The sequence below is a fragment of the Burkholderia sp. FERM BP-3421 genome (genome assembly GCF_028657905.1).
GTDB lineage: Bacteria > Pseudomonadota > Gammaproteobacteria > Burkholderiales > Burkholderiaceae > Burkholderia.
The window spans coordinates 2,707,758-2,729,876 of record NZ_CP117781.1; the positions used below are offsets into that span (position 1 = coordinate 2,707,758).

Consider the following 22,119-nt stretch of genomic DNA (forward strand, 5'->3'; position numbering starts at 1 on the left):
TCGGCGCGCCGTTCCCATGCGGCCCGCCCAGGCCGCCGCCCCCCGGACAGAGTTACCGGCACGAAACGCCCGGCCCCCGGCAAGATTTTCCAGCCCGTACGCCCCCCCACATTTCCTGACATTTTGTTTCATCTGGCCGCGCGCCTTGCGGTACAAGGGTTTCCGCGCATTGCGCGAAGGCTTGGCATGGCGCTTGCGAAACTTGCCGCGGAAATGCGACTCCCAAGGTACGGAGTCCGCCAGTCATCCTGATCTCACTCACTATCCAGGGAGCACGAACATCATGGCACTTACCGACAGCGTCGAACACAAGCTGGACCGCGGCTTGTCCGAGGTCCGCCGCACCGGCCGCCGGGTCGCGCGCAGCACCCGCTCCGCCGCCCGCGACCTGCACGCCGACGTGAAGGACGACATGCGCTCGCTCGTCGACGAACTGGACGGCCTGCTCAAGGACGGCAACGACGGCGATCTCGCCGCGCTGCGCAAGCGCCTGCAGGGCCGCCTCGACGAGGCGCGCGGCACGCTCGAGGACGCCGCCGACGGCGCATCGTACCGGCTGCGCGAATCGGCCGAGCGGGTCTCGCAGGTGGTGCGCGAGAACCCGTGGCAGACCGCCGGCGCGGTTGCCGGCCTTGCTTTCATCGCCGGCCTGCTGCTCGCGCGCCGCTGATCGGCGGCGCGGCCGCGCACGGTCGCGCGCCTTACCGAATTCCAACCCGCACGACAAACGAAGGAGAAAAAACATGCGTCAAGCTCTTGTGATGAAGGCCGCCACGGCCCTGGTACTGGGCAGCCTCGCACTCGCCGGCTGCACCACCACGCCGGACAAGCCCGCGACCGCGTCGGCCGATGCCTCGACCCGCCAGTCGATCAACGCGAGCGTCGACGCGACGCTGTCGCGCCTGTATTCGACGGTGCCGGGTTCGCGTGAACTCGTCGCCAAGTCGCGCGGCGTGCTGGTGTTCCCGAGCGTGCTCCAGGCCGGCTTCATCGTCGGCGCGCAATCGGGCAACGGCGCGCTGCGCGTGGGCGGCGGCACCGTCGGCTACTACAACACGTCGTCGCTGTCGGTCGGCCTGCAGGCGGGCGCGCAGTCGAAGGCGGTGATCTTCCTGTTCATGACGCAGGACGCGCTCGACAAATTCCGCAACTCGCAAGGCTGGTCGGCCGGCGGCGACGCCTCGGTGGCGCTCGTGAAGATGGGCGCGAACGGCGCGATCGACACCACCACGGCAACCGCGCCGGTCGAGGCGATCGTGCTGACCAATGCCGGCCTGATGGGCGACCTGTCCGTGAACGGCACCAAGGTCACGCGCCTGAAGCTGTAAGCGCGGCGCGCCCTCGCCCCACCCGAAACGCCGCGGCGCCCGCCGCGGCGTTTCGCATGATGGCGCCGCCCCTATCACGCGGGCGGCGTTGCAGGCATACTCCGGGCATTGTGCGGCGCCCGCCCGGCCGGGGGCCGCGCCGCTCACCCTTTCTGCAGAGCACACTATGGATAGCGGAACCGTACACCAAAAATTCTTTCACCTTCTGCTGTTCGTCGCCACGATCGGGCTGTGCTGGATCCTGCTGCCGTTCTTCGGCGCGATCTTCTGGGGCACCATCCTGGCGATCCTGTTCCAGCCGGTCCAGCGCTGGCTCGCCGCGCGCTTCGGCAAGCGCCGCAATCTCGCCGCGCTGGCCACCCTGCTGCTGATCATCCTGATCGTGATCCTGCCGCTCGTGTTCGTGGTCGGCACGCTGGTGCAGGAAATCGCCTATGCGTACCAGCAGGTCAAGGACATCCAGCCGAACCTCACGCAATATTTCAAGGAAGCGATGCATGCGCTGCCGCACTCGGTGCAGCGCATCCTCGGCAACTACGGGCTGGCCGACATCCCGAGCATCCAGAAGAAGCTGACGGACGGCGCGGCCGCGATCAGCCAGTTCGTCGCCACGCAGGCGCTCAGCATCGGCCAGAACACCTTCCAGTTCGTCGTGAGCTTCGGCGTGATGCTGTACCTCGTGTTCTTCCTGCTGCGCGACGGCGGCGAGATCGGCCGCCGCGTGCGCCGCGCGCTGCCGCTCGACGAAGAGCACAAGCAGCACCTGCTGGCCAAGTTCACGACCGTCGTGCGCGCGACCGTGAAGGGCAACATCGCGGTCGCGCTCGTGCAGGGCGCGCTCGGCGGGCTGATCTTCTGGATCCTCGGGATCCAGGGCGTGATCCTGTGGGGCTCGCTGATGGCCTTCCTGTCGCTGCTGCCCGCGATCGGCGCGGGCCTCGTGTGGGTGCCCGCCGCGCTGTACTTCCTGATGGCGGGCGAAGTGTGGAAGTGCGTGATCCTGGTCGCGTTCTGCGTGGGCGTGATCGGGCTCGTCGACAACCTGCTGCGCCCGATCCTGGTCGGCAAGGACACCAAGATGCCCGACTGGGTCGTGCTGATCTCGACGCTCGGCGGCATGGCGCTGTTCGGCATCAACGGCTTCGTGATCGGGCCGCTCGTCGCCGCGCTGTTCATGGCGAGCTGGGATCTGTTCGCGCGCGGCGAGGCCGACGAGGCGCGCTGAACGCGCATCGCGGCGCCGCGCGCGCGTCATTCGAACGTGAAGCGCAGGGCCTTGACGATCGTCTCCTTGCCCCACGTGAACGAGCAGACCCGGCCGGTTTCGAGGCTGACCGTCTCGCCGCCCTTGGTCTGGGTCTCGCTGACCGGCGTGCAGCCGCCCGCGATCGTGACGGTGGGCGTGCCCTGCTTCGACAGCGGGAATTCGACGCCCGCATCCTCGGGCACCGTGTGCGTGAGCGACACTTTCTCGATGTAGTCGTCGGGCAGCATCAGCAGCGGCGCGTTGTCGACCCACAGCGTGTAGTAGTCGTGCTGGAACGGCGTCTGCTCGATGCAGATTTTCGACGTATGCGCGCCGATCGTCTGCGACTGGCACAGCGGCGCGGCCGCGCACCACGAACCGCCGACCAGCAGCGCGGCGCCCGCGACGCCGCGGGTGAAGGAAAGAACAGTCATGACGCCCCCCTCGAACAGGAATGTAGGAATATGTGCGGCGCGCGCGCCGGCGACGGCCGCACGGGATGGCGGCGGCGCGGCGCCTATCTTACAAACGAACGGGGCGAAACAGAAGGGGGCGGCGTCAGCGCGTGACGAGCCGGATGCCGGCCTGCGAACGCCAAGAGGCGCACTTGCTTCAGCGGTAATGCCGACCGTCATGCCGGCGCAGGGCAATCGACTTCGCGGGCAAACAAGCGCTTCGAGGCGACGTGAAAAGCAGCCCCGGGCCGGAAACGGCCCCTCCCCACCGGAAAAGAGCCGCCCCGCCCGCCGCTCAGAACGTCGTCCGCATCCCCACCATCACGCTGCGCCCGCCCTGCGGCGCGATATCCCGCACCACCGAACTCGCATAGCGAATCTCCTGATTGGTCAGGTTATCGCCGCGCACATACGCGAGCCACTGCGTCGGGCCCATCCGGAACTTGTAGGTCAGCACGAGCCCCAGCGACGTATAGCCGTCGGTCGGCAGATCATTCTCCGGCACCCGGTGCTGCGCCCACGCATGCGTGAGCTGCGCGCGCGCGCCGAACGGCCCGTAGCCGTAATCCGCGCTCAGCGACGCACGCAGCGGCGCGATGCGCGGCAAGGGGCTCGCCGGTTTCCGCGTTGCGCGCATGCGTGTAGTCGGCGCTGAGCCCGACATCGACGCGGTGCGCGCCCTTCTCGTACACCCGCCACTTGCCGTCCAGCTCCACCCCGTAGAACTCCGCCCGCACGCCGCGATACACGGCCTCGCGCAGCGCATCGTCGGTGCCGGGCGTGACGACGTCGCCATCGTCGTCGACGAGACGCCCGGTGTTGTACTCGGTCAGGTAGTTGATGAACCGGTTGTAGAACACCCCGACGCTGCCGCGATTCGGACCGCTCGCATAGCGCAGCGACAGATCGGTCGACACGGCCTTTTCCTTGCGCGCGTCCGGGTTGCCGATCAGGTACTGGCCGGTCGCGCCGTGCGGCCCGTTCGCATACAACTCGTAGAACGTCGGCGCGCGCTCCGTGTACGACACATTGCCCGCCACCGACCAGGCCGGCGCGAGCTTGTACAGCGCCCCCGCCGACAGGCTGCCCGCATTGAAGTCGCGCGAACGCGCCCCCGCGAAACGCGCGTTGCCGGCCGGCGTCGGATCGAGCTTCACGTGTTCGAGGCGCGCGCCCATGCTGAGCTTCAGCGCGTCGGTCGCCCGCCACTCCTCGAGGCCGAACAGCGCGACGTTGGTGGTCTGCGCGGTCGGCACGAGCGCCTCCTCGCCGAGCGCGGAAAACGTGTTCTGCGAGAGTTGCACGCCGATCGCGCCTTCCAGCGGCCCGAGCGGACGATGACGCGCCTCGATGCGCGCCTCGTAGCCGTGGTTGCGGAAGGTCGTGCCGGTCACGCCGTCGTCGATCTCCTTGTGCTGGTAGTTGGTGTACGCGAAATCGAACTTCAGCCGCGAGAACGGGCCGCTCAGGTTGCGCAGCTCCGATGCGAACGCGACGCGCTCCTGGCGCATCCGCAAACGGACATCGCTCTCGGCGACCGAGCCATAGTTCGATTCGAACCCGCTATACGACAAGCCCGCGTAACCGTCGGCCCAGGCGTACGAGCCGCCGACCGAACCGCCATGCCAGCGGCCGTCGCTGTTCGGGATGCTGCCCTCGGGCTGGTTCGCGTCCGGGCCGTCGAGCGCGCGCTGGCGCGCCGAGTGCGCGAAGCCGGGAATCCGCAGCTTGCTGGTCTCGCGGTCATACGCATCCGCGTGGAACGCGAAGCGGCCATTGCCGCCCTCGACCATCGCCGCGCCCGCGCGCGCGTTGTTCGCGCCGCCGTAGCTCGCGTCGAGCGCGCCGCTCACGCCTTGCAGCGCCTCGCGCGGAATCCGGTTGTCGATCGTGTTCACGACGCCGCCGACCGCATTGCCGCCATACAGCAGCGCGGCCGGCCCGCGCACGATCTCGACCTTCTCGATGCTCAGCGGATCCTGCGGCACCGCGTGGTCGTACGACAGCGACGATGCATCGTAGGCGGCCACGCCGTTCTGCAGCAGCCGGATCCGGTCGCCGTCCATGCCGCGGATGATCGGGCGGCCGACCAGCGGGCCGTAGGTGGTCGTCGAGACGCCCGGCAAGCCGTTCAGCGTCTCGCCGAGCGAGTCGCCCCGACGCAGCGTGAGCGCATCGCCGGACACGGATGCGGTGGGCGCGATCAGGTCGGCGTCGCCGAGCGGGTTCGCGGTCACGAACACCGGCGCGAGCGTCGCGCGCGGCAACGCTGCCGCCTCGGCCGCAGCGGTCTGCTGAGCGTGCGCGAAACTCGCGATCAGCAGCAGTGAAAACGGAGGGAGTTTGCGTAACGAAGCAAGGTCGGGACGAGGGTGGTCGCGCATCGCGGTGGTCGCTGTGGATGAATGGATCGGACAGGACCGACGCGACATATCCCGGTGTCATTCTCGACACCGAAACGATATAACGTATCATATCGAGCCCTGTTGCCTGCCTCATGCGCGCGCCGGCCGGCCGCTGAAAGCGATCCGTCGGCGCGCGAGTCTTGGCCTGGATATGTTATATCATTTCAAATCCATCACCAATCCCTTACGGAACGTGCGTGTTCGATCCTCGTGCTGTGAGCCGCCTGTCAAAGACGGCCGGCGCGCGGCGGGGAGCGTGATACTGTCTGGCCCTCGAAATCCGACGTCCGCCTGACCGATTCACGCATGAAATCCCTCTGGACCATCCTGCCGCTGGCCCTGTTGACCGCCATCGGCCTGCTCGCCACCGACCTGTACCTGCCCGCCGTGCCGTCGCTGCCCGACCAGCTGGGCGGATCGATCGCGGGCGCGCAGGCGACGCTCGCGGTGTTCTCCGCCGCGCTCGCCCTGTCGCAACTCGTCTGGGGCCCCGCCGCCGATCACTTCGGCAGCCGCCGCACGCTCGTGTTCGCCGTGCTGCTGCAGATCGCGGCGGGGGTCGTGTGCGCATCGGCGCCGTCGATGACGACGCTGATCGCCGCGCGCGTCGCGCAGGGCTTCGGCGTCGGGGCGGCCATGGTGGTCGTGCCGACGCTGATCCGGCAGCGCTTCGCCGACCACCGCGCGGTACGTGCGCTCGCGTGGCTCGGCATCATCGAGAGCGTCGTGCCGGGGCTCGCGCCGGTACTCGGCGCCGCGCTGCTGCTGGTCGCCGACTGGCGCGCGACGTTCTGGGTCATCGTCGCGCTCTCCGTGCTCGTGATGCCGGTCGCGCTGCGCGTGCTGCCTGCCGATCCGCCCGCCCGCGCGCACGATGCGCCGCGAGGCGGCTATGGCCGCCTGCTGCGCTCGCCGACCTACCTCGGCTATGCGCTCGGTCATGCGCTGTGTTTCGCCGCCCTGCTCGCATTCGTCGCGAGCGCGCCGCAACTGGTCGAGCTGTGGCTGCATGAAGGACCCTCGACCTTCGCGCTGCTGCAAGCGTGCGGCGTCGGCGCCTTCATCGTGACGTCGTCGCGCAGCGGCCGCTGGTCGGATCGCCACGGGCTCGACCGCGTGATCGCGCTCGGCGCGGCGCTGCAGGTCGTCGCGGCCGCGTGGTTCATGGTCCTCGCCTACGCAGACTGGCGCTCCACCGCGCAGGTGATCGGCGCGTGGATGCTGTTCTGCGGTTCGCTCGGCCTGCGCGGGCCGGGCTCGATGGCGCGCGCGCTCGCCGCCGACCCGGCTTCGGCCGGACGCGCGGCGGGCCTCCTGATGTTCTTCGGGCTCGGCGGCGCGGCGCTCGCGACCCAGGCGGTCGCGCCGTTTCTCGCGCTCGGCATGAAACCGCTCGCCTGGATGTGCACTGGCTTCACGCTCGCGAGCGCGCTCGTGATTCTCGCCGGCATCGCCGCGCGGCGGCGGAGCGCACCGGATGCGACGCGCGGCGCGTTGGCCGAGAACGGTCCCCGGTAGGCGACAGGCGCTGCCGCGTCATCGCTCCGGAATGCAGAGCGTCCTCGGTTGTGGCTCGCGCAGCGATTCGTCGGCGGAATGATCGAACGCGATAATGCGCGCCTCGTAATAATTCAACGCACGCGCTCCGCGTCGCGTCCGGCGTGTAAACCGTGTCGCCAAGCGACCTTCTGTGCCCATGCTTCGCATGCCGACACACCGCGCGCCGATACATCTGCAATACGCGGTAAAGAAGCTTAATTTGCCGAAATTGACTTGGCGTGGCGGCCCACCAACAATGGACCCTGCTTCGAGCCCATCGTTTCGCGGTCCCAGCTGCGGTGGTTTTGAAGCGACCAGACCCTCCAGTCATTCGTTCCCCCCCTCCTGACTGGATTAATTGCCGCGCCACGGCTTCTGCCGTGGCGCGTTTTTGTTTTCCGGCTGCGCGTCAGCTCGCCGTCACACTGTGAACGGCAGCGACATCAACGCGGCGGAAGATAGACGAGCGGATCGACGGACGCGCCCTTGCGGCGGATCTCGAAATGCAGCATCACGCGCTGCGCATCGCTGTCGCCCATTTCGGCGATCTGCTGGCCCTGCCTTACCACGTCGCCTTCCTTGACCATCAGCGCGCGGTTGTGCCCGTAGGCGCTCAAATAGATTTCGTCGTGCTTGATGATCACGAAGTTGCCGTAGCCGCGCAGGCCGTTGCCCGCGTAAACAACGCGCCCGCCGGCGGCCGCGACGACTGGCTGGCCGGCGCGCCCCCCGATATCGATGCCGGGATGTCTCGCCGCGCCGGCAGGTTTCAACACCGTCCCGTTCGCCGGCCACATGAAGGTGATCGCGGCCACCTGCGCATGGCCGACGGGCGCACCCGCGACGGGCGGCCGGGACGCCGGGCCCGCGCACGCGCCGAGCCAAGCGAGCGCCGCGACGCACGCGGTGCGGCGCGCAAGCGCGGGCAGGAAAGATAGACCGTCGTGCGGGGTCGGGGGCGGCGTATTCGTCGACATCACGGCTCCTGTTTGCGTGCAGGCGGGGAATGACGCGGCCTCGACACATCGCCGCGCGTCGACGAGTAATAGCACGCGGCCCAAGCACGCATTCGCACGGTTTACATTGAATTACACCGCTTACAGTGCAATGCGCGGAAACGATCGCGCGCCTCGATCGATGAAGCGCCTCGCCATGCGCGCTCGCCTCCACGAAAGACCGCAAAGCGCCGACACGTGGCTGACGCGTTCCCTCCCCGTGCTTTGCATTCCGCCGACGGCGGCTACCGCGTCACACGCGAACGCGCCGGGCGATCCGGGCGCGCCCGCCGGATTCCGTCGACGGCGAAGCGCGCGGCAACGCGCGTCAGACCGCGCACATGCCGCCGTCGATCACGAGTTCCGCGCCCGTCACGTAGCGGCTCTCGTCGGAGGCGAAGTAGATCGCCGCGAGCGCGACATCGTCGGGTTCGCCGAGCCGGTTCATCGGCACGCCGCGCAGCAGCCTGCGTTTCGCGTCGCGCTCGCCCAGTTGCGCGAACAACGGTTCGACGATGCCGGTGCGAATGAAGGACGGATGCAGCGAATTGCAGCGGACGTCGATGCGCTGGCGCGCGCAATCGATCGCGACCGACTTGGTCAGCGACGCGACGGCCGCCTTCGAGGCGTTGTACGCGAGGTAGTCCGGGTCCTGCTTGAACGCGGCCACCGACGAGATGTTGAGGATCGAGGCAGGCTGGCTCTCGCGCAAATGCGGCAGCGCATGCCGGATGCCGAGCACGATGCTCTCGACGTTGACCGCCATCACGCGCCGCCATTCGTCGAGCGCGACCTGCTCGACCGTGCCCATCGAGCCGACGCCCGCGTTGTTGACCAGCACCGACAGGCCGCCCATCGCATCGCGCGCCTCGGCCAGCACGGCCTGCCAGGCGGCCCCGTCGCACACGTCCTGGCGCGCGCCGAACGCGACGGTCGCGCCGGCGGCCGCGTTGAGTTCGGCGACCAGCGCGGCGAGCACGTCGGCGTCCGCCACGTCGGTCAGGAACACCTTCGCGCCGTGTTCGGCCATGCGCGTCGCGATCGCGCGGCCGATGCCGCCCGCCGCGCCGGTGATGAATGCGCACTTGCCCGCGAGGCGAGGCGCGATAGTTCGAGTCATGAACGCTCCCGGATTGAGAAGTCGATACGCGCGGCGATCGTTCGCCGCGCCCGAGGTCGGGCCCTCGCGGACGGCCGCCGGCCGTCGGCATGGGGCACGGCGTCCGCCTGACGACGGCCCGCCGCAGACGCAAGATACAGTACTGTGCGACGCCTCACGAGGCGCCATCGCCCACGCACCGGGCGCGCCCGCGGGACAGCGCGTCGATGCGGCCGAAACACGCGCGCGTCATGCAAGCCGATCGACGCCGTGTTCCCGCACGACCATTCGCCCGACGTCATGCTCTCGGCCCCGAACCTGCTCGTCATCGCGGCCCATCGCCGATCGACACCGCCCGCTCCCCGTCATACGCGCGCCGCCCGCCGGAAACGGCCGGGCCCGTGCGCCTTGCGTCCGTTGCGGACGAACCCGCCGGGAATCCTCATGTCCCTGATCCACGCCGCCGACGACCTGCCCGTCGACGCCCCCGACTATCGCGTCGCCGTCGAAGCCGGTATGTATCGCCTGCACGGCGACGAGAATCCGCGCGAAGGCGGCGCGAATCGCGGCCCCGCGCCGTCTGAATTCGTCCTGTCCGGCCTCGCGCAATGCGCGGCCGCGACGCTGCGCATGTCCATGCGACGCAAGGGCTGACCCGACGCTCACCTGAGCGTGCGCGCGGCGCTGCACGCGGATCGCGACGGCGTGCAATACGTGCGGCTCACGATCAGCATCGACGATGCGCAACGCGGGCGGCTCGCGGCCATCAGCGAGAAGACGCCCGTGATGCTGTTCATCAAGCGCGGCACGCGGATCGACACGACGCCGCGCCGACGCACCGCCCGCTCAGTTCCGCCGCCTCGGCGCGCGGGCCCGCTCGGCGATCAGGTCGTACAGCGCCTGCGCGGCCGGCGAGAGCTGCGCGCTGCGTCGGGTCACGAGCACCAGCGCGCGCGAGATCACCGGCTCGACCAGCTCGATCATGCGGATGCGCGGATACGCGCCCTTCTGCACCGCGAGCCGCGGCACCACCGCGGCCGCGACGCCCTCCGCGACGAGCCCGAGCGCCGTCGAGTTGCGCTGCACCTCGTAATGCGCGCGCGGCGCGAGATCGCCGAGCGCCGCGTCGAGCAGCGCGCGGTTCGCGCTCACCTCGCCCGCGACGATCAGCGGATACGGCACGAGCGCGCGCCACGGCACCTTCCGGCGCGCGCCGAGCGGATGGCTGTCGTGGCAGATCAGCACGAACTGATCCTCGACGAGCGGCTCGCCGACCAGCTCGGGATGCCGCGCGCTCGCGATCTGGATGCCGAATTCCGCTTCGCGATGCAGCACCGCGTCGGTCACCGCCGACGACGCATGGTCGAGCACCTTCACGCGATTGTCCGGATAACGCGCCGAATACGCCTGCAGGATGCTCGGCAGGAATTGCACGCCGACCGTCGGCACGCACGCGATCGACACGTCGCCGCGCGCGGCCTGTCCGCTTTCGCGAATTTCCGTCAGCGCATCGGACAGCTCGCCGAGCAAGCGGCGCGCCTGCGGCAGGAACGCGCGCCCGATGTGGGTCAGCGCGACCGAGCGCGTGGTGCGTTCGAACAGCGCGACGCCGAGATAGTCCTCGAGCTTGCGCAAGCGCTGGGTGATGGCCGTCTGCGTGACCGACAGCGCATCGGCCGCGTTCTGGAAGCCGCCGCGATCGGCAATCGCGACAAAAGCCTGTACGCCGAGGATATCGATTTTCATCAGAAAAATTGATTAATTCGCGCAATAAATTCATTTTACGTGTTTCCTCGTCACGCGCACACTCCGCCTGCGATCGCATCCATCCACCCCACAAACCGATATCAGCAAGGAGTGATCGATGTCCGAATTCATTCCCACCGCGGCGCTTGCGCGCCTGTACGCCGACATGGAACGTCGCCTCGCGACCGTGCGGCGGCGCCTCGCGCGCCCGCTCACGCTCGCCGACAAGATCCTGCTCGGCCACCTCGACGACCCGGAAACCCAGGCGCTCGTGCCCGGCGAAAGCCAGCTCGCGCTGCGGGTCGACCGCGTCATGTTCCAGGACGTGCTCGGCCAGACTGGCATGCTGCAATTCATGCAGACGGGCCGCGACCGCGTCGCGGTGCCGGCGAGCATCCACTGCGACCACCTGATCCAGGCCCGCGTCGAGGGTCGCGCGGATCTCAGCGCGTCGCTCGCGGAAAACCGCGAGGTCTACACCTTCCTGCGCAGCGCCGCCGCGAAATACGGGCTCGGCTTCTGGGAGCCGGGCGCGGGCATCATCCACCAGGTCGTGCTCGAACACTACGCGTTCCCCGGCGCGCTCCTGATCGGCACCGATTCGCACACGCCGAACGCGGGCGGGCTCGGCGCCTGCGCGATCGGGGTCGGCGGCGCCGACGCGGTCGAAGCCCTCGCCGGACTGCCGTGGGAGGTGCTCTATCCGCGCCGCATCGCGGTGTATCTCAGCGGCGCGCTCAGCGGCTGGACCGCGCCGAAGGACGTGATCCTGCGCGTCGCGGGCGAATTGACGGTCGCGGGCGGCACCCACGCCATCATCGAATACATCGGCCCGGGCGCGCGCACGATCAGCGCGACCGGCAAGGCCACCATCACCAACATGGGCGCGGAGCTGGGCGCAACCACCTCGCTGTTCCCCGCCGACGCGCGCATGGCCGCCTACCTGCGCGCGACGGGACGCGCGGATCTGGTGCCGCTCGTCGAGGCGCACGCCGCGCTGCTCGCGCCCGACCCCGAAGTCGAACAGGATCCCGAAGCATTCTACGAACGGGTCGTGCGGATCGATCTGTCGACGCTGGAGCCGCACGTCGTCGGGCCGCACTCGCCGGACCGCGCGCGCACGGTCGCGACGCTCGCCGCGCAGATGAAGCAGGCGCCGACGGATGAAACCGCGGCGCTCACGGAGAAACTGTCGGCCGCGCTGATCGGCAGCTGCACGAATTCATCCTACGAGGACATGAGCCGCGCGGCCGACGTCGCCGCGCAAGGCGCGGCGCACGGGTTGCGCGCCGCGGTGCCGTTCCTCGTGACGCCGGGCTCCGAACAGGTGCGCGCGACGATCACGCGCGACGGCCAGCTCGACGCGCTCGACGGCATCGGCGCAACCGTGCTCGCCAACGCATGCGGCCCGTGCATCGGCCAGTGGCGGCGCGACGCGTCCGCGAATGCCGAGCCGAACACGATCGTCACCTCGTACAACCGCAATTTCCCGCGCCGCAACGACGGCGCGCCGACCACGGCCAACCTGATCGCGAGCCCCGAGATCGTCACGGCCTGGGCGCTCGCGGGACGCCTGTCGTTCGATCCGCAGCGCGACACCCTGACGGGCGCGGACGGCCAGCCGTTCCGGCTCGCGCCGCCGCGCGCCGCGCCGGAAGTGCCGCCCGGCGCGTTCGAGCGCGGCCGCGACCGCTACGTCGCGCCGCCGGCGGACGGGCGCGCGATCGAGGTCGCCGTCGACCCCGCCAGCGAGCGGATCCAGGTGCTGCGGCCGTGGCCCGCGTGGCACGGCCGCGACTTCGAGGCGCTGCCGGTGCTGATCAAGACGCGCGGCAAGACCACCACCGACCACATCTCGCCGGCCGGCCCGTGGCTGCGTTTTCGCGGCCACCTCGAACGTTTCAGCGACAACCTGCTGTCGGGTGCGATCAACGCGTACACCGGCGCGGCCGGGCGCACCGACGTGCTGGGCGGCGTGATCGACGTGACGCCCGCCGAGGCCGCGCGCGCCTACCGCGCGGCGGGCGTGTCGTGGGTGATCGTCGGGGATTTCAACTATGGGGAGGGCAGCAGCCGCGAGCATGCGGCCTTGTCGCCGCGCCTCCTGGGCGGCGTGGCCGTGATCGCGCGCAGCTTCGCGCGGATCCACGAGACGAACCTGAAGAAGCAGGGCCTGCTCGCGCTGCGCTTCGACGATCCGGCCGACTACGAACGCATCCGCGCCGACGACCGGCTCGATCTGATCGGCCTCGCGCAACTCGCGCCGGGCAAGCCGGTCGCCTGCCGGATCCATCATGCGGACGGCGAAACGGAGACGATCCGGCTGCGCCACAGCTACGGCGAGGCGCAGATCCGCTGGTTCCAGGCAGGCTCGGCCTTGAACGTCGTGCCGAGGGGAAGCGCGGGCGCGTAAGCGCTGCGCGGACGGCGGCCGGATCAGCGGCCGCCGTCCGCGAGCGGTTTGGCGAATACGCGATTCTCGCAGGCGTTGCCGCCGAACACGTAGTGCGTGATGCCGATCTCGGCGTAGCCGCGCGCCGCATAGAACGTCCGCGCCGGCAGATTGCCGCTCCACGCGGTCAGCCACAGGGATGCCCCGCTGTCCGCCGCACGCGCCTCGGCGCGCGCCAGCAGCGCGCTGCCGATGCCCGCACCCTTGAACGGGCGCTGCACGTACAGGCGCTCCAGCTCCGTACCGACGGCATTGCCCTGCCCCGGCACGTCGCATCCGTGCGCGAACTGCGCGAAGTCCAGCAGACAGGGCCCGCGCTCCGCGACGATCAGCTCGACGGACGGGCTGTCGAACAGGGCGGCGAAGCGCTCCGGCGCATAGACCGTCAGCGCTTCGCGCGCGAGGTCGTCGCGGATGCCGTCGGGCGCATAGGTGTCGAGGAATACCTGGATCGCGAGCGCGCCGAGGCGCAGCGCGTCGGCGGCGGTCGCGCGACGGCAGGTGAACGGCGCGGCTTCAGTGGGCGTCGCCATGAACGAAGCGTGCTCCGGAATCGATTGCCGCCGGCCGCCGGGCGGCGGCCGGGCATGCCGCGCACGGCGACCTTACAGGCCGAGCGCGGACCAGTCGAGCTTGCCGTCCTTCATCGGCGGGCACCAGAAGAACGCGCCCGTGATCGGCTGCGTGAAGCGGAACAGGCCGTCGTGAATCCCGTCGACCGCGCCGACCATGCGGCGCATCTGCACCTCGAACGCGCGGAACGAGAAGCCGAACGCCACGAAGTACAGCCCCGCGCGCCGCTCGTCGGCCCACGGCGCCGAGCGGCGCAGCACGATCGCTTCCGGGTTGAAGCTTTCCTGCTCGGTGCGCTTCACGTGCGCATAGGCGGGCGCATCTTCCAGTTCCTCGTTGTCGTCCTGGCGGCGGCCGATGATGTTGTCCATCTCCGAACCCGGGATCGCCGCCATCCTGTCGAAGTCGTGCACCCACTGCTGCACCGCGACGAAGCTCGAACCGTCGAGCCCCGCGCCCTTGCCCGCGACGAACGCCGCTTCGAGCGCCTCGTCGCCTTCGGGGTTCTCGGTGCCGTCCTCGTAGCCGGACAGGTCGCGGTCGTCGGCGTAGCGGAACGCGTTGGCCGCGCTGCCGAGCGCGAAGGCCGGCGCCACCAGGCGCTCCAGCGCGCGCGAGCGCAGCACCACGTCGCCGTGATCCTCGCCGCGCAACCAGACCCACAGCGCGGCGGGCGTCGACGGCACCGGCGCGCCCGGCACCGACAGATCGGGAAATTCCTTCAAGCCATCGATCAGCTTGCCCAGCGCCTGCACCAGCGACGGCCCGACGCCCACCACCGTGCCGCGGCCGTCCACCGCATCGCGCAGCGCGGCCAGCACGCGCGGCGCGGCATCCACGTCGGACAGGGTGAAGGAAAGGTAGCGGCCCGCCGACGAGATCGGCGTCAGGATGCCTTGCTGAAAGTCGCTCATCATTGCCCCAAACTGCGTTGAAACCGTCGATTGTCCCACAAGCGCCCGGGCCGCCGCGCGCGGGCGGACCGGGCGCGGGCACTCAAGCGAGCGCGGCGGCGGCCTCGTCGATCAGCGCGGCCACCTCGACCGGCCGCGACGCCAGCGACGCATGGCTCGCCGGCAACGTGACGACCTTGCGCGCGTCGAGCCGCGCGGCCATCCGCGCTTCGTTGTCGGGCGCGATCATCCGATCCTCGCTCGACACCTGGTACCACGACGGCTTCGTGCGCCACGCCGGCGTGCTGATCGCGTCGCCGAAGGTGCGCGCGAGCGGCGCCTTTTGCGTGACCGCCATCACGAGCGCCTCGTCCGCGCCGAGGTCCTGACAGAAGCTGTCATGGAACGCATCGGGCCGAACCCACAGATAACCATCGCTGTCGGGCGCGATGTTCGCGACGGCCGCAGGCGGATGCGCCTGCGTGATGCCGCCGGGGCTTTCCCCGGCGTCCGGCGCGAACGCCGCGATGTAGACGAGCCCGACCACGTCCGGATGCGTGCCCGCCTCGGTGATCACCGCGCCGCCATACGAGTGACCGACCAGCAGCACCGGGCCGCCGCGCTGCGCGATCATCTTGCGGGTGCGCTCGGCATCGTCCGCGAGCGCCGTGAGCGGTATTTCCACGGCGTGCAGGTTGCGATGCCCGCGCCGCGCCAGTTCGACGATCACCTTGCTCCAGTGCGCGGCCCCGCCCCAAAAACCGTGGACCAGCACAATCGCGGGTTGCTTGCTCATGGCCTGACTCCCTTCGATGGATCAAACATGGCGCCGATCGCAAACGCGCCCCGCAGCCGATCGGCGAAAGCTGCGCGCGACGAACGCCCGGCACCGCGCACCGAAACGCACGCGGGACGGTCGAACGCACGCAGTGTAGTCGAGCGCGGCGTCCGCCGCGCGCACGCGCACCGATTGCAAAACAGGCCTGCGCAGTGACGCCGCGCGGCCCCGGTTTGCGTCGCGCTCGGCGCGGATCGGCGCGTGCGCGCAGCACGGCGCGCACGCTGAGATCGCAGCGCGCCGCATCGTCTCGATCCGGCAACATCCGCGCTCAGACCGTTGCAGTTCGCACGCCATATCGCTAAAATCGCTCCACGAGCTTGACGCTCGTATCCCGCTTCTTCCATCACTCTACATAACGGAGGTGCAGCATGATGTCGTACACGCCCGCCACCTCCATGTTCGCAGTCCCACGGCGCGAGTCTTAACGTCGCCGTCTTCGCGGGCTGCCCAATAAGCCTGCATCTTTCCAGAGTTCGCCGATTCAGCAAGCCTGCGCCTCCGTGCGCATCGGCGGTCGTTGTTTCTTCTCTCGCTCAGCAAGTCCTGGCGCGCGCAAGGCCGTCAGGCAATACATATGACTCGCAAAAAAGCCAACCTCGGTGGACAGGCGTTCAAGGACGTCCTCGGGTTCACCTTCCGCCATTGGGGCCACCAGCCCCTGCGGATCTGCGTCATCGCGGCAGCCGCGCTGCTGGTCGCGCTCGGCGACATCCTGACGCCGCTGTTCGCGGGTCGCCTGGTCGACGCCCTGTCGCTCGGCGCCACCGCGCGCGCGGCCGGCTGGCAGGCGGCATTGCACGCGTTCATCACCCTCATCGCGCTCGGGCTCGGCAGCACGCTGCTGCGTCAGGTCGTGTTCTGGAACATCATCCGGCTCACGCTGCGCATGATGAGCGAAGTCGCCGAGCAGGCCTTCCATCGCGTGCAGCGCTTCTCGACCGACTGGCACGCCAACAGCTTCGCGGGCTCGACCGTGCGCAAGATCACGCGCGGCATGTGGGCGATCGACCTGCTGAACGACACGCTGCTCGTCGCGCTGCTGCCGTCGATCGTGATGCTGAGCGGCGCGACCGTGCTGCTCGGCCTGCACTGGCCCGTGATGGGCGCCGTGGTCGGGCTCGGCTCGCTGCTGTTCATCGCGGTGACGAGCGCGACCTCGCTCGGCTTCGTCGCGCCCGCCGCGCGGCTCGGCAACGCGTGGGACACCCGCATGGGCGGCGCGCTCGCCGACGCGGTGAGCTGCAACACCGTCGTCAAGGCGTTCGGCGCGGAAGCGCGCGAGGAAGCGCGGCTCAAGCGCGTGATCGACAAGTGGCGCAAGCGCACCCGCCGCACCTGGGCGCGCGGCACGCTCAACGGCGGTCTGCAGGGGCTGATGCTGGTCGCGATGCAGGCGGCCATGCTCGGCTCGGCGCTGTGGCTGTGGGCGAACGATCGCGCGAGCGTCGGCGACATCGCCTTCGCGCTGACGATGTTCTTCATGCTGCAAGGCTACCTGCGCGACATCGGGATGCACATCCGCAACCTGCAGCGCTCGGTCAACGACATGGAGGAACTCGTGTCGCTCGAACGCCAGCCGCTCGGCATCGACGACCTGCCCGGCGCGCCGCCCATCAAGATCGGCGGCGGCGAGATCCGCTTCGAGCACGTGACCTTCACCTATGGCCGCCGCGTGAAACCGCTCTATGCGGATTTCTCGATCCGGATCGCGCCGGGCGAGCGCGTGGGGCTCGTCGGCCACTCCGGCTCGGGCAAGACCTCGTTCATCAAGCTGATCCAGCGTCTGCACGACGTCAACGAGGGTCGCATCCTGATCGACGGCCAGGACATCGCGCGGGTGCGCCAGGATTCGCTGCGCAGCCAGATCGCGATCGTGCAGCAGGAGCCCGTGCTGTTCCACCGCTCGCTGGCGGAGAACATCGCCTATGCACGGCCGAACGCGACCCGCGAGGAAATCGAGCGGGCCGCGCGGCTCGCGAGCGCGCACGACTTCATCGCGGCGCTGCCGGACGGCTACGACACGCTGGTCGGCGAGCGCGGGATCAAGCTGTCGGGCGGCGAGCGTCAGCGCGTGGCGATCGCGCGCGCGTTCCTCGCCGACGCGCCCGTGCTGATCCTCGACGAAGCCACCTCGAGCCTCGACAGCGAAAGCGAGGTGCTGATCCAGCAGGCAATGGAGCGGCTGATGGTGGGCCGCACGACGCTGGTGGTCGCGCACCGGCTGTCGACGGTGCGCGCGCTCGACCGGCTGCTCGTGCTCGAACGCGGCACGGTCATCGAGGAAGGCACGCACGACGCGCTGATCCGCATCGAGGGCGGCCTGTACCGCCGCCTGTTCGAGCGCCAGGCGCTCGAACTTGCGAAGGGGCTGATGGAGCAGACCGGCGCGAAGGGCGTCGAGGTCAAGCTGGGCGGCGCAGGCGGCACCGACGCGCTCGACGTCGTGGTCGCGCAGTAACACCACCGGCCGCCGCGCCCGCCAGGTGCGGCGGCCGGGCTTCGGGCTTCGGGGCTTCGGGGCTTCGGGGCTTCGGGGCTTCGGGCTTCGGCGCTTCGGCGCTTCGGCGCTTCGGCGCTTCGGCGCTTCGGCGCTTCGGCGCTTCGGCGCTTCGGCGCTTCGGCGCTTCGGCACTTCGGCACTTCGGCACTTCGGCACTTCGGCGCTTCGGCGCTTCGGCGCTTCGGCGCTTCGGCACTTCGGCGCTTCGGCACTTCGGCGCTTCGGCACTTCGGCACTTCGGCGCTTCGGCACTTCGGCACTTCGGCACTTCGGCACTTCGGCGCTTCGGCGCTTCGGCGCTTCGGCGCTTCGGCGCTTGGGCGCTTGGGCGCTTGGGCGCTTGGGCGCTTGGGCGCTTCGGCACTTCGGCACTTGGGCGCTTCAGCACGTCAACGCTCGCGCATCATAAACGTCAGGATTTCACCGCCTGCCGGCCCGCGCCCACGGGCGCGCCGGCAAACAACGGCTTGCGCAGCGTCTGCGCGGCCACCACGCCCGCGAGCGCCGCGCCGCCGCCAAGCAGGTGGTACAGGTGCAACGCTTCACCGAACCAGCCGACCGCAAGCGCCGCGGTCGCGACCGGCAGCAGGTTCATGAACATGCTGCATCGGCTCGGGCCCAGCAACTTCACGCCCCGCATCCACAAATACGGCAGCACGACCGACGCGAAGCTGCCCGCATAGGCGATCAACGGCAGGCTCGCGCGATTCGGCCACACCGCGCCCGGCGGCAGCCGGGTCATCATCGCGAGCATGAACACGAGCGCGGCGAGCGCCTGCACATAGGTCGACTGCCACGCCGGCAGGCCGACCTGCCAGCGCCGCAGCAGCACGCCGTACAGCGCGTACGTGCAGGCCGCGCCGAGCATCAGCAGATCGCCCGCGTGCGGGCCGCCCGCCGCGAGGACGGTCGGCCGTCCGCCCGTGATCAGGTAGACGAGCCCCGCGAACGACAGCATGCCGCCGCCCAGCATCCCGAGCGTGGGCGGCTCGCGCAGCAGCGGCACCGACAGCAGCATCGTCAGAAGCGGCACGAGCGAGGTCAGGATCGCGAGGTTGGTCGCGCTCGTGGTTTTCGCTGCCTCGTACGACAGGCACTGGAACAGCGCCATCGCAAGCAGGCCGAGGCAGGCGAGCTTCGGCAGTTGCGGCGCGATCGCCGCGCGATTGCGCCAGGCCGGCTTCAGCACGAACACGCTCATCAGCGCGACGGCCAGCACGAGCCGCCAGAACGTGATCGCCATCGGATCGATCGTATGGGCGGACAGCTTCGACACCATCACGTTTCCCGCCCACAGCAGGATCGCGACGAACGGGAACAGGAATGCGGCAGCAGGCATGGCGTACAGTCTCCGGGCATGAATGAAGCCCCGATCGTGCCGCGCCGCGCGTCTACGGTCTCACGATAAAATGGCACATCCTGTCGCGGAACGGACGCGCACGCTGCTCGCCCTCCCTGCCTGCTCACCGCGTCAGCACGACAAGCTCACGCCCCGCCTCATGACGCCCGACACCCCACCCGCCGCCACGCTGGACGAAATCCTCGAACTCGATCTGCTCACGCTGCGCGCGCACACCGAACGCGCGGGCGACCACCTCGATCCCGACGCGCATCGCGAAAAGCTGCGCCGCTCGCTCGCCGACGGCGTGCTGTGCGCGGTGCGGCGCGACGGCCGGCTCGCGGCCTACGCGCTGCTGCGCCCCGACGCGGACGACGGGCACGGCTGGTTCGTGACGGGGCTCGGCACGCATCCCGAGCGACGCGCCGCCCCGATCCTCGCCGACCTGTTCGCGCAACTCGCCGCATTGGCCGCGCGGCACGGCGTCGAGACGCTGCGCAGCCATGTCTACAAGACCAATCGCCTGTCGATGAATTTCCACCGGAAGCTCGGCTTCCGGATCACGCGCGAGAACGCGCGCGCCATCGAATTCGTCGCGACGATCGCGACACTGGCCGCGCATCCGGCCCTGCGGCGCCTCGCCGGCGCATGACGCATCGACTCGCCGCCGCGCGGCGGCGCCCTCACTGCACGTAGATCGACGGCCGCACGGTCACGATGCCGCCCGTCACCCAGTAGTGCGCATGCGGATCGACCGGCACGCCGAAGGTCGCCGCCGAGCTTGCGTTGTCCCAGCCCACCTGGAAATTGAGCGCCTGCGCGTTGAGCGGATCGAGCGAGGTCAGGTAGACCATCGCCATCATCACGCCGGACGACTGCGGCACCAGCGTGAGCTTGCCGATGCGCATGTCGTTCGGGTTGTCGCAGCCGGGACCGCCGTCGCGCGTGATGTGGTCGAACGTGATCCGGCCGGCCTTGGCCGCGCCGGCGAAGTGATAGGTGCAGCGGCCCGCCGGCCCGCCGCTGACGAGCAGCGGGCCGCTGGCCGTGACTTCGATGTTGGTGGGGGTGATGGTCTGCGCGCGGGACGCAGCGGACCAGCCGAATGCAACGATGCAAGCCGCGAGCGCGGCGTTCTTCGAAATGGACATCCTGCCCTCCTGGGATCGCGGCCGGGGTTTGGGTTCACATCGTTGGACCGGCGCGCATCGATGCTAGGCGAATCCGCCCTGCGCGATTGTGCGCTGACACACGCTGGCGAGGGAATACGCGGGGCAACGCACGGTGCCGGACGCGCCCCGGGCGGGAACGTCTTCATGCCCGCCGGCAAATCGCGGGGCCCAAGAGACCCGCGCGCATCGACGACGACATCGACGAAGCCGCGCCGCGTCACCCGCGCAGCGGGCATTGAAATGCATATGAAAGGTTCACCGGAGCCGCGCCGCGCGACCCGCTATACTCCGGCTGTTCCCGTGCACACGATCCCATCGACCATGAGGCGGTTCCTTTGTCCGATCGTTTTTGCGCTGGGCTGTGCGCACCCCGCGCTGGCCCAGCAACAGCCGCAGCCCGCTGACCCGGCGTCGGCGGCCACGGCCGCCGCGGTTGCGGCCGCGTCGGCCGCCGAGCAGCCGCCGCCGACGCAGCCGCCGCCCGACAATGTCCGCCTGTCCGGCTACCTGATGCACAAGTTCGGCGTCGCGCGCGACAAGGCCGTGCAGATCGCCAACGCCGTCGACGTCGCGGCCTCGAAATATTCGCTGCCGCCCGCGATGCTGCTCGCGATCATCTCGATCGAATCGCGCTTCAAGGAGAAGGCGCGCGGCTCGAACGGGGCGACCGGCCTGATGCAGGTGGTGCCGTCCGCGCATCGCGGCCTGCTGAAGAACACCAAGGATCTGACCGAGCCCACCGCGAACATCGACGCCGGTTCCGCGATCCTGTACGGCTACCTGAAATCGGCGCGCGGCGACGTGACGCTGGCGCTGAAGAAGTACGGCGGCTCGACCGCCTACGCCGAGAAGATCCAGAAGCACGTCGGCGAATTCAGCAAGGTGGTCGAGCGCCCCGCGTCGGCCCCCGCGGCCAGCGACGCGGGCGTCGCGTCCGCCAACTGAGCCGCGCGCCCGCCGCGCGTCACGCGAGGCGAAACGCCCGCACCCCTTCCTTCATCTGCGCGGCCTGCTCGCGCATGCTGTGCGACGCGGCGGCCGCCTGCTCGACGAGCGCGGCGTTCTGCTGCGTGACCGCATCCATCTGCCGGACCGCCTGGCTGACCTGGCCGATCCCCGTGCCCTGATGCGCGGACGCGGCGGAGATCGCCTGCATCAACGCCGCCACCCGCGCGATCTCGCCGACCATCGCCTGCATCGAGGCGCCCGCATCGCGCGCGACGCCCGCGCCCGATGCGATGTTCCCGGTCGTGGTCTCGATCAGGTTCTTGATCTCCTTCGCCGCCGTGGAGCTGCGCTGCGCGAGGCTGCGCACTTCGCCGGCGACCACCGCGAAGGCGCGTGCCGCAACGCAGTTGGGGGGCTTTGTCGATGATTCGGATGCCTTGCTCGCGGCATTCAAAGAGGAATTTTTGGCGGAGGTCGATGGGCGGCGCATTGGTTTCGGTTCGCCAGGCGACGCAATAGGCACTGATGTCTGATACGCGCGACATAGTACGTTGGCGAGCACATGCGATGTGGTTCACCGGCCCGCGC

19 protein-coding genes and 3 pseudogenes are annotated in these 22,119 nt (G+C 69.6%); 10 read left to right on the top strand and 12 right to left on the bottom strand.

All coding sequences use genetic code 11. The annotated features are described in order from the left end of the window. The first annotated feature begins 283 nt into the window (after nt 1-283). The 3 genes from Bsp3421_RS14790 (at nt 284) to Bsp3421_RS14800 (ending at nt 2,553) form a co-directional block, all read left to right on the top strand. On the top strand, nt 284-670 hold the full coding sequence (locus Bsp3421_RS14790; protein ID WP_273996688.1) for a DUF883 family protein: 387 nt from the start codon (nt 284-286) through the stop codon (nt 668-670). Nucleotides 671-743: 73 nt separating this feature from the next. Further along, the gene (locus Bsp3421_RS14795) at nt 744-1,328 is read left to right on the top strand and encodes a BPSL1445 family SYLF domain-containing lipoprotein (RefSeq protein WP_273996689.1); all 585 of its coding nucleotides are present in this window, start codon (nt 744-746) and stop codon (nt 1,326-1,328) included. A gap of 166 nt (nt 1,329-1,494) precedes the next feature. Beyond that, nucleotides 1,495-2,553, top strand: coding sequence for an AI-2E family transporter (locus tag Bsp3421_RS14800; RefSeq protein ID WP_273996690.1), 1,059 nt, complete (start codon nt 1,495-1,497; stop codon nt 2,551-2,553). A gap of 26 nt (nt 2,554-2,579) precedes the next feature. Here Bsp3421_RS14800 and Bsp3421_RS14805 read toward each other — a convergent pair whose 3' ends face one another. Both Bsp3421_RS14805 and Bsp3421_RS14815 read right to left on the bottom strand, forming a co-directional pair. After that, a complete protein-coding gene (locus Bsp3421_RS14805; protein ID WP_273996691.1) occupies nt 2,580-3,008 on the bottom strand; it encodes a hypothetical protein in 429 nt (142 codons plus the stop codon). Nucleotides 3,009-3,324: 316 nt separating this feature from the next. After that, nucleotides 3,325-5,413 (bottom strand): annotated as a pseudogene (locus tag Bsp3421_RS14815) (TonB-dependent receptor). 327 nt (nt 5,414-5,740) lie between these two features. Between Bsp3421_RS14815 and Bsp3421_RS14820 the strand changes: the two are divergent. Then, on the top strand, nt 5,741-6,952 hold the full coding sequence (locus Bsp3421_RS14820; RefSeq protein WP_273996693.1) for an MFS transporter: 1,212 nt from the start codon (nt 5,741-5,743) through the stop codon (nt 6,950-6,952). A 464-nt stretch (nt 6,953-7,416) separates the two neighbouring features. On the opposite strand, the gene Bsp3421_RS14825 is transcribed toward Bsp3421_RS14820, so the two are convergent. Both Bsp3421_RS14825 and Bsp3421_RS14830 read right to left on the bottom strand, forming a co-directional pair. After that, the gene (locus Bsp3421_RS14825) at nt 7,417-7,788 is read right to left on the bottom strand and encodes a murein hydrolase activator EnvC family protein (protein WP_443111453.1); all 372 of its coding nucleotides are present in this window, start codon (nt 7,786-7,788) and stop codon (nt 7,417-7,419) included. A 508-nt stretch (nt 7,789-8,296) separates the two neighbouring features. Next, entirely contained in the window at nt 8,297-9,088 is a 792-nt protein-coding gene (locus tag Bsp3421_RS14830; protein ID WP_273996694.1) for an SDR family oxidoreductase, read from the bottom strand. Nucleotides 9,089-9,511: 423 nt separating this feature from the next. On the opposite strand from Bsp3421_RS14830, the pseudogene Bsp3421_RS14835 reads away from it, so the two are divergent. Further along, a pseudogene (locus tag Bsp3421_RS14835) lies at nt 9,512-9,892 on the top strand (OsmC family protein); the annotation flags it as partial. A 21-nt stretch (nt 9,893-9,913) separates the two neighbouring features. Here the strand turns inward: Bsp3421_RS14835 and Bsp3421_RS14840 are convergent. Then, nucleotides 9,914-10,813 carry a LysR family transcriptional regulator gene (locus Bsp3421_RS14840; RefSeq protein ID WP_273996695.1) on the bottom strand — a complete coding sequence of 300 codons (900 nt, stop codon included), beginning with the start codon at nt 10,811-10,813 and terminating at the stop codon, nt 9,914-9,916. Nucleotides 10,814-10,931: 118 nt separating this feature from the next. On the opposite strand from Bsp3421_RS14840, the gene Bsp3421_RS14845 reads away from it, so the two are divergent. Then, nucleotides 10,932-13,226: an aconitate hydratase gene (locus Bsp3421_RS14845; RefSeq protein ID WP_273996696.1), complete on the top strand. Its 2,295-nt coding sequence runs from the start codon at nt 10,932-10,934 to the stop codon at nt 13,224-13,226. A gap of 23 nt (nt 13,227-13,249) precedes the next feature. Here Bsp3421_RS14845 and Bsp3421_RS14850 read toward each other — a convergent pair whose 3' ends face one another. The 3 genes from Bsp3421_RS14850 to Bsp3421_RS14860 form a co-directional block, all read right to left on the bottom strand. Beyond that, nucleotides 13,250-13,798 carry a GNAT family N-acetyltransferase gene (locus tag Bsp3421_RS14850; protein ID WP_273996697.1) on the bottom strand — a complete coding sequence of 183 codons (549 nt, stop codon included), beginning with the start codon at nt 13,796-13,798 and terminating at the stop codon, nt 13,250-13,252. Nucleotides 13,799-13,870: 72 nt separating this feature from the next. Then, nucleotides 13,871-14,752 carry a Dyp-type peroxidase gene (locus Bsp3421_RS14855; RefSeq protein WP_273998405.1) on the bottom strand — a complete coding sequence of 294 codons (882 nt, stop codon included), beginning with the start codon at nt 14,750-14,752 and terminating at the stop codon, nt 13,871-13,873. An 82-nt stretch (nt 14,753-14,834) separates the two neighbouring features. Further along, nucleotides 14,835-15,527: an alpha/beta hydrolase gene (locus Bsp3421_RS14860; protein WP_273996698.1), complete on the bottom strand. Its 693-nt coding sequence runs from the start codon at nt 15,525-15,527 to the stop codon at nt 14,835-14,837. A gap of 619 nt (nt 15,528-16,146) precedes the next feature. On the opposite strand from Bsp3421_RS14860, the gene Bsp3421_RS14865 reads away from it, so the two are divergent. Further along, on the top strand, nt 16,147-18,030 hold the full coding sequence (locus Bsp3421_RS14865; RefSeq protein ID WP_273996699.1) for an ABC transporter ATP-binding protein: 1,884 nt from the start codon (nt 16,147-16,149) through the stop codon (nt 18,028-18,030). On the opposite strand, the gene Bsp3421_RS34015 is transcribed toward Bsp3421_RS14865, so the two are convergent. Further along, nucleotides 17,975-18,460 (bottom strand): acetate permease, encoded by a 486-nt coding sequence (locus tag Bsp3421_RS34015; RefSeq protein WP_337995263.1) that lies wholly within the window; start codon nt 18,458-18,460, stop codon nt 17,975-17,977. The two genes, Bsp3421_RS14865 and Bsp3421_RS34015, sit on opposite strands and share 56 nt — an antisense overlap. Nucleotides 18,461-18,484: 24 nt before the next feature. Then, nucleotides 18,485-19,411, bottom strand: a complete 927-nt coding sequence (locus Bsp3421_RS14875) for a DMT family transporter (protein WP_273996700.1) — start codon at nt 19,409-19,411, stop codon at nt 18,485-18,487. A gap of 70 nt (nt 19,412-19,481) precedes the next feature. Between Bsp3421_RS14875 and Bsp3421_RS14880 the strand changes: the two genes are divergently transcribed. Then, nucleotides 19,482-20,063 (top strand): GNAT family N-acetyltransferase, encoded by a 582-nt coding sequence (locus tag Bsp3421_RS14880; RefSeq protein WP_273996701.1) that lies wholly within the window; start codon nt 19,482-19,484, stop codon nt 20,061-20,063. 31 nt (nt 20,064-20,094) lie between these two features. Here Bsp3421_RS14880 and Bsp3421_RS14885 read toward each other — a convergent pair whose 3' ends face one another. Continuing rightward, nucleotides 20,095-20,562 (bottom strand): hypothetical protein, encoded by a 468-nt coding sequence (locus Bsp3421_RS14885; protein WP_273996702.1) that lies wholly within the window; start codon nt 20,560-20,562, stop codon nt 20,095-20,097. Between the two features lie 342 nt (nt 20,563-20,904). Here Bsp3421_RS14885 and Bsp3421_RS14890 point away from each other — a divergent pair, with 342 nt between their 5' ends. Then, the gene (locus Bsp3421_RS14890) at nt 20,905-21,528 is read left to right on the top strand and encodes a lytic transglycosylase domain-containing protein (protein ID WP_273996703.1); all 624 of its coding nucleotides are present in this window, start codon (nt 20,905-20,907) and stop codon (nt 21,526-21,528) included. A 19-nt stretch (nt 21,529-21,547) separates the two neighbouring features. Here the strand turns inward: Bsp3421_RS14890 and Bsp3421_RS14895 are convergent, their stop codons facing one another. Then, the gene (locus tag Bsp3421_RS14895) at nt 21,548-21,913 is read right to left on the bottom strand and encodes a methyl-accepting chemotaxis protein (protein WP_443111454.1); all 366 of its coding nucleotides are present in this window, start codon (nt 21,911-21,913) and stop codon (nt 21,548-21,550) included. 4 nt (nt 21,914-21,917) lie between these two features. On the opposite strand from Bsp3421_RS14895, the pseudogene Bsp3421_RS34420 reads away from it, so the two are divergent. Further along, nucleotides 21,918-22,064: pseudogene (locus tag Bsp3421_RS34420) on the top strand (nucleotidyl transferase AbiEii/AbiGii toxin family protein); the annotation flags it as partial. Nucleotides 22,065-22,119: the final 55 nt, after the last annotated feature.

Bases quoted from the DNA above. Each gene is read 5' to 3' on its own strand.
- Bsp3421_RS14790 (WP_273996688.1), top strand. From the start codon at position 284: ATGGCACTTACCGACAGCGTCGAACACAAGCTGGACCGCGGCTTGTCC.
- Bsp3421_RS14795 (WP_273996689.1), top strand. From the start codon at position 744: ATGCGTCAAGCTCTTGTGATGAAGGCCGCCACGGCCCTGGTACTGGGC.
- Bsp3421_RS14800 (WP_273996690.1), top strand. From the start codon at position 1,495: ATGGATAGCGGAACCGTACACCAAAAATTCTTTCACCTTCTGCTGTTC.
- Bsp3421_RS14805 (WP_273996691.1), bottom strand. From the start codon at position 3,008: ATGACTGTTCTTTCCTTCACCCGCGGCGTCGCGGGCGCCGCGCTGCTG.
- Bsp3421_RS14820 (WP_273996693.1), top strand. From the start codon at position 5,741: ATGAAATCCCTCTGGACCATCCTGCCGCTGGCCCTGTTGACCGCCATC.
- Bsp3421_RS14830 (WP_273996694.1), bottom strand. From the start codon at position 9,088: ATGACTCGAACTATCGCGCCTCGCCTCGCGGGCAAGTGCGCATTCATC.
- Bsp3421_RS14840 (WP_273996695.1), bottom strand. From the start codon at position 10,813: ATGAAAATCGATATCCTCGGCGTACAGGCTTTTGTCGCGATTGCCGAT.
- Bsp3421_RS14845 (WP_273996696.1), top strand. From the start codon at position 10,932: ATGTCCGAATTCATTCCCACCGCGGCGCTTGCGCGCCTGTACGCCGAC.
- Bsp3421_RS14850 (WP_273996697.1), bottom strand. From the start codon at position 13,798: ATGGCGACGCCCACTGAAGCCGCGCCGTTCACCTGCCGTCGCGCGACC.
- Bsp3421_RS14855 (WP_273998405.1), bottom strand. From the start codon at position 14,752: ATGAGCGACTTTCAGCAAGGCATCCTGACGCCGATCTCGTCGGCGGGC.
- Bsp3421_RS14860 (WP_273996698.1), bottom strand. From the start codon at position 15,527: ATGAGCAAGCAACCCGCGATTGTGCTGGTCCACGGTTTTTGGGGCGGG.
- Bsp3421_RS14865 (WP_273996699.1), top strand. From the start codon at position 16,147: ATGACTCGCAAAAAAGCCAACCTCGGTGGACAGGCGTTCAAGGACGTC.
- Bsp3421_RS14875 (WP_273996700.1), bottom strand. From the start codon at position 19,411: ATGCCTGCTGCCGCATTCCTGTTCCCGTTCGTCGCGATCCTGCTGTGG.
- Bsp3421_RS14880 (WP_273996701.1), top strand. From the start codon at position 19,482: ATGGCACATCCTGTCGCGGAACGGACGCGCACGCTGCTCGCCCTCCCT.
- Bsp3421_RS14885 (WP_273996702.1), bottom strand. From the start codon at position 20,562: ATGTCCATTTCGAAGAACGCCGCGCTCGCGGCTTGCATCGTTGCATTC.
- Bsp3421_RS14890 (WP_273996703.1), top strand. From the start codon at position 20,905: ATGAGGCGGTTCCTTTGTCCGATCGTTTTTGCGCTGGGCTGTGCGCAC.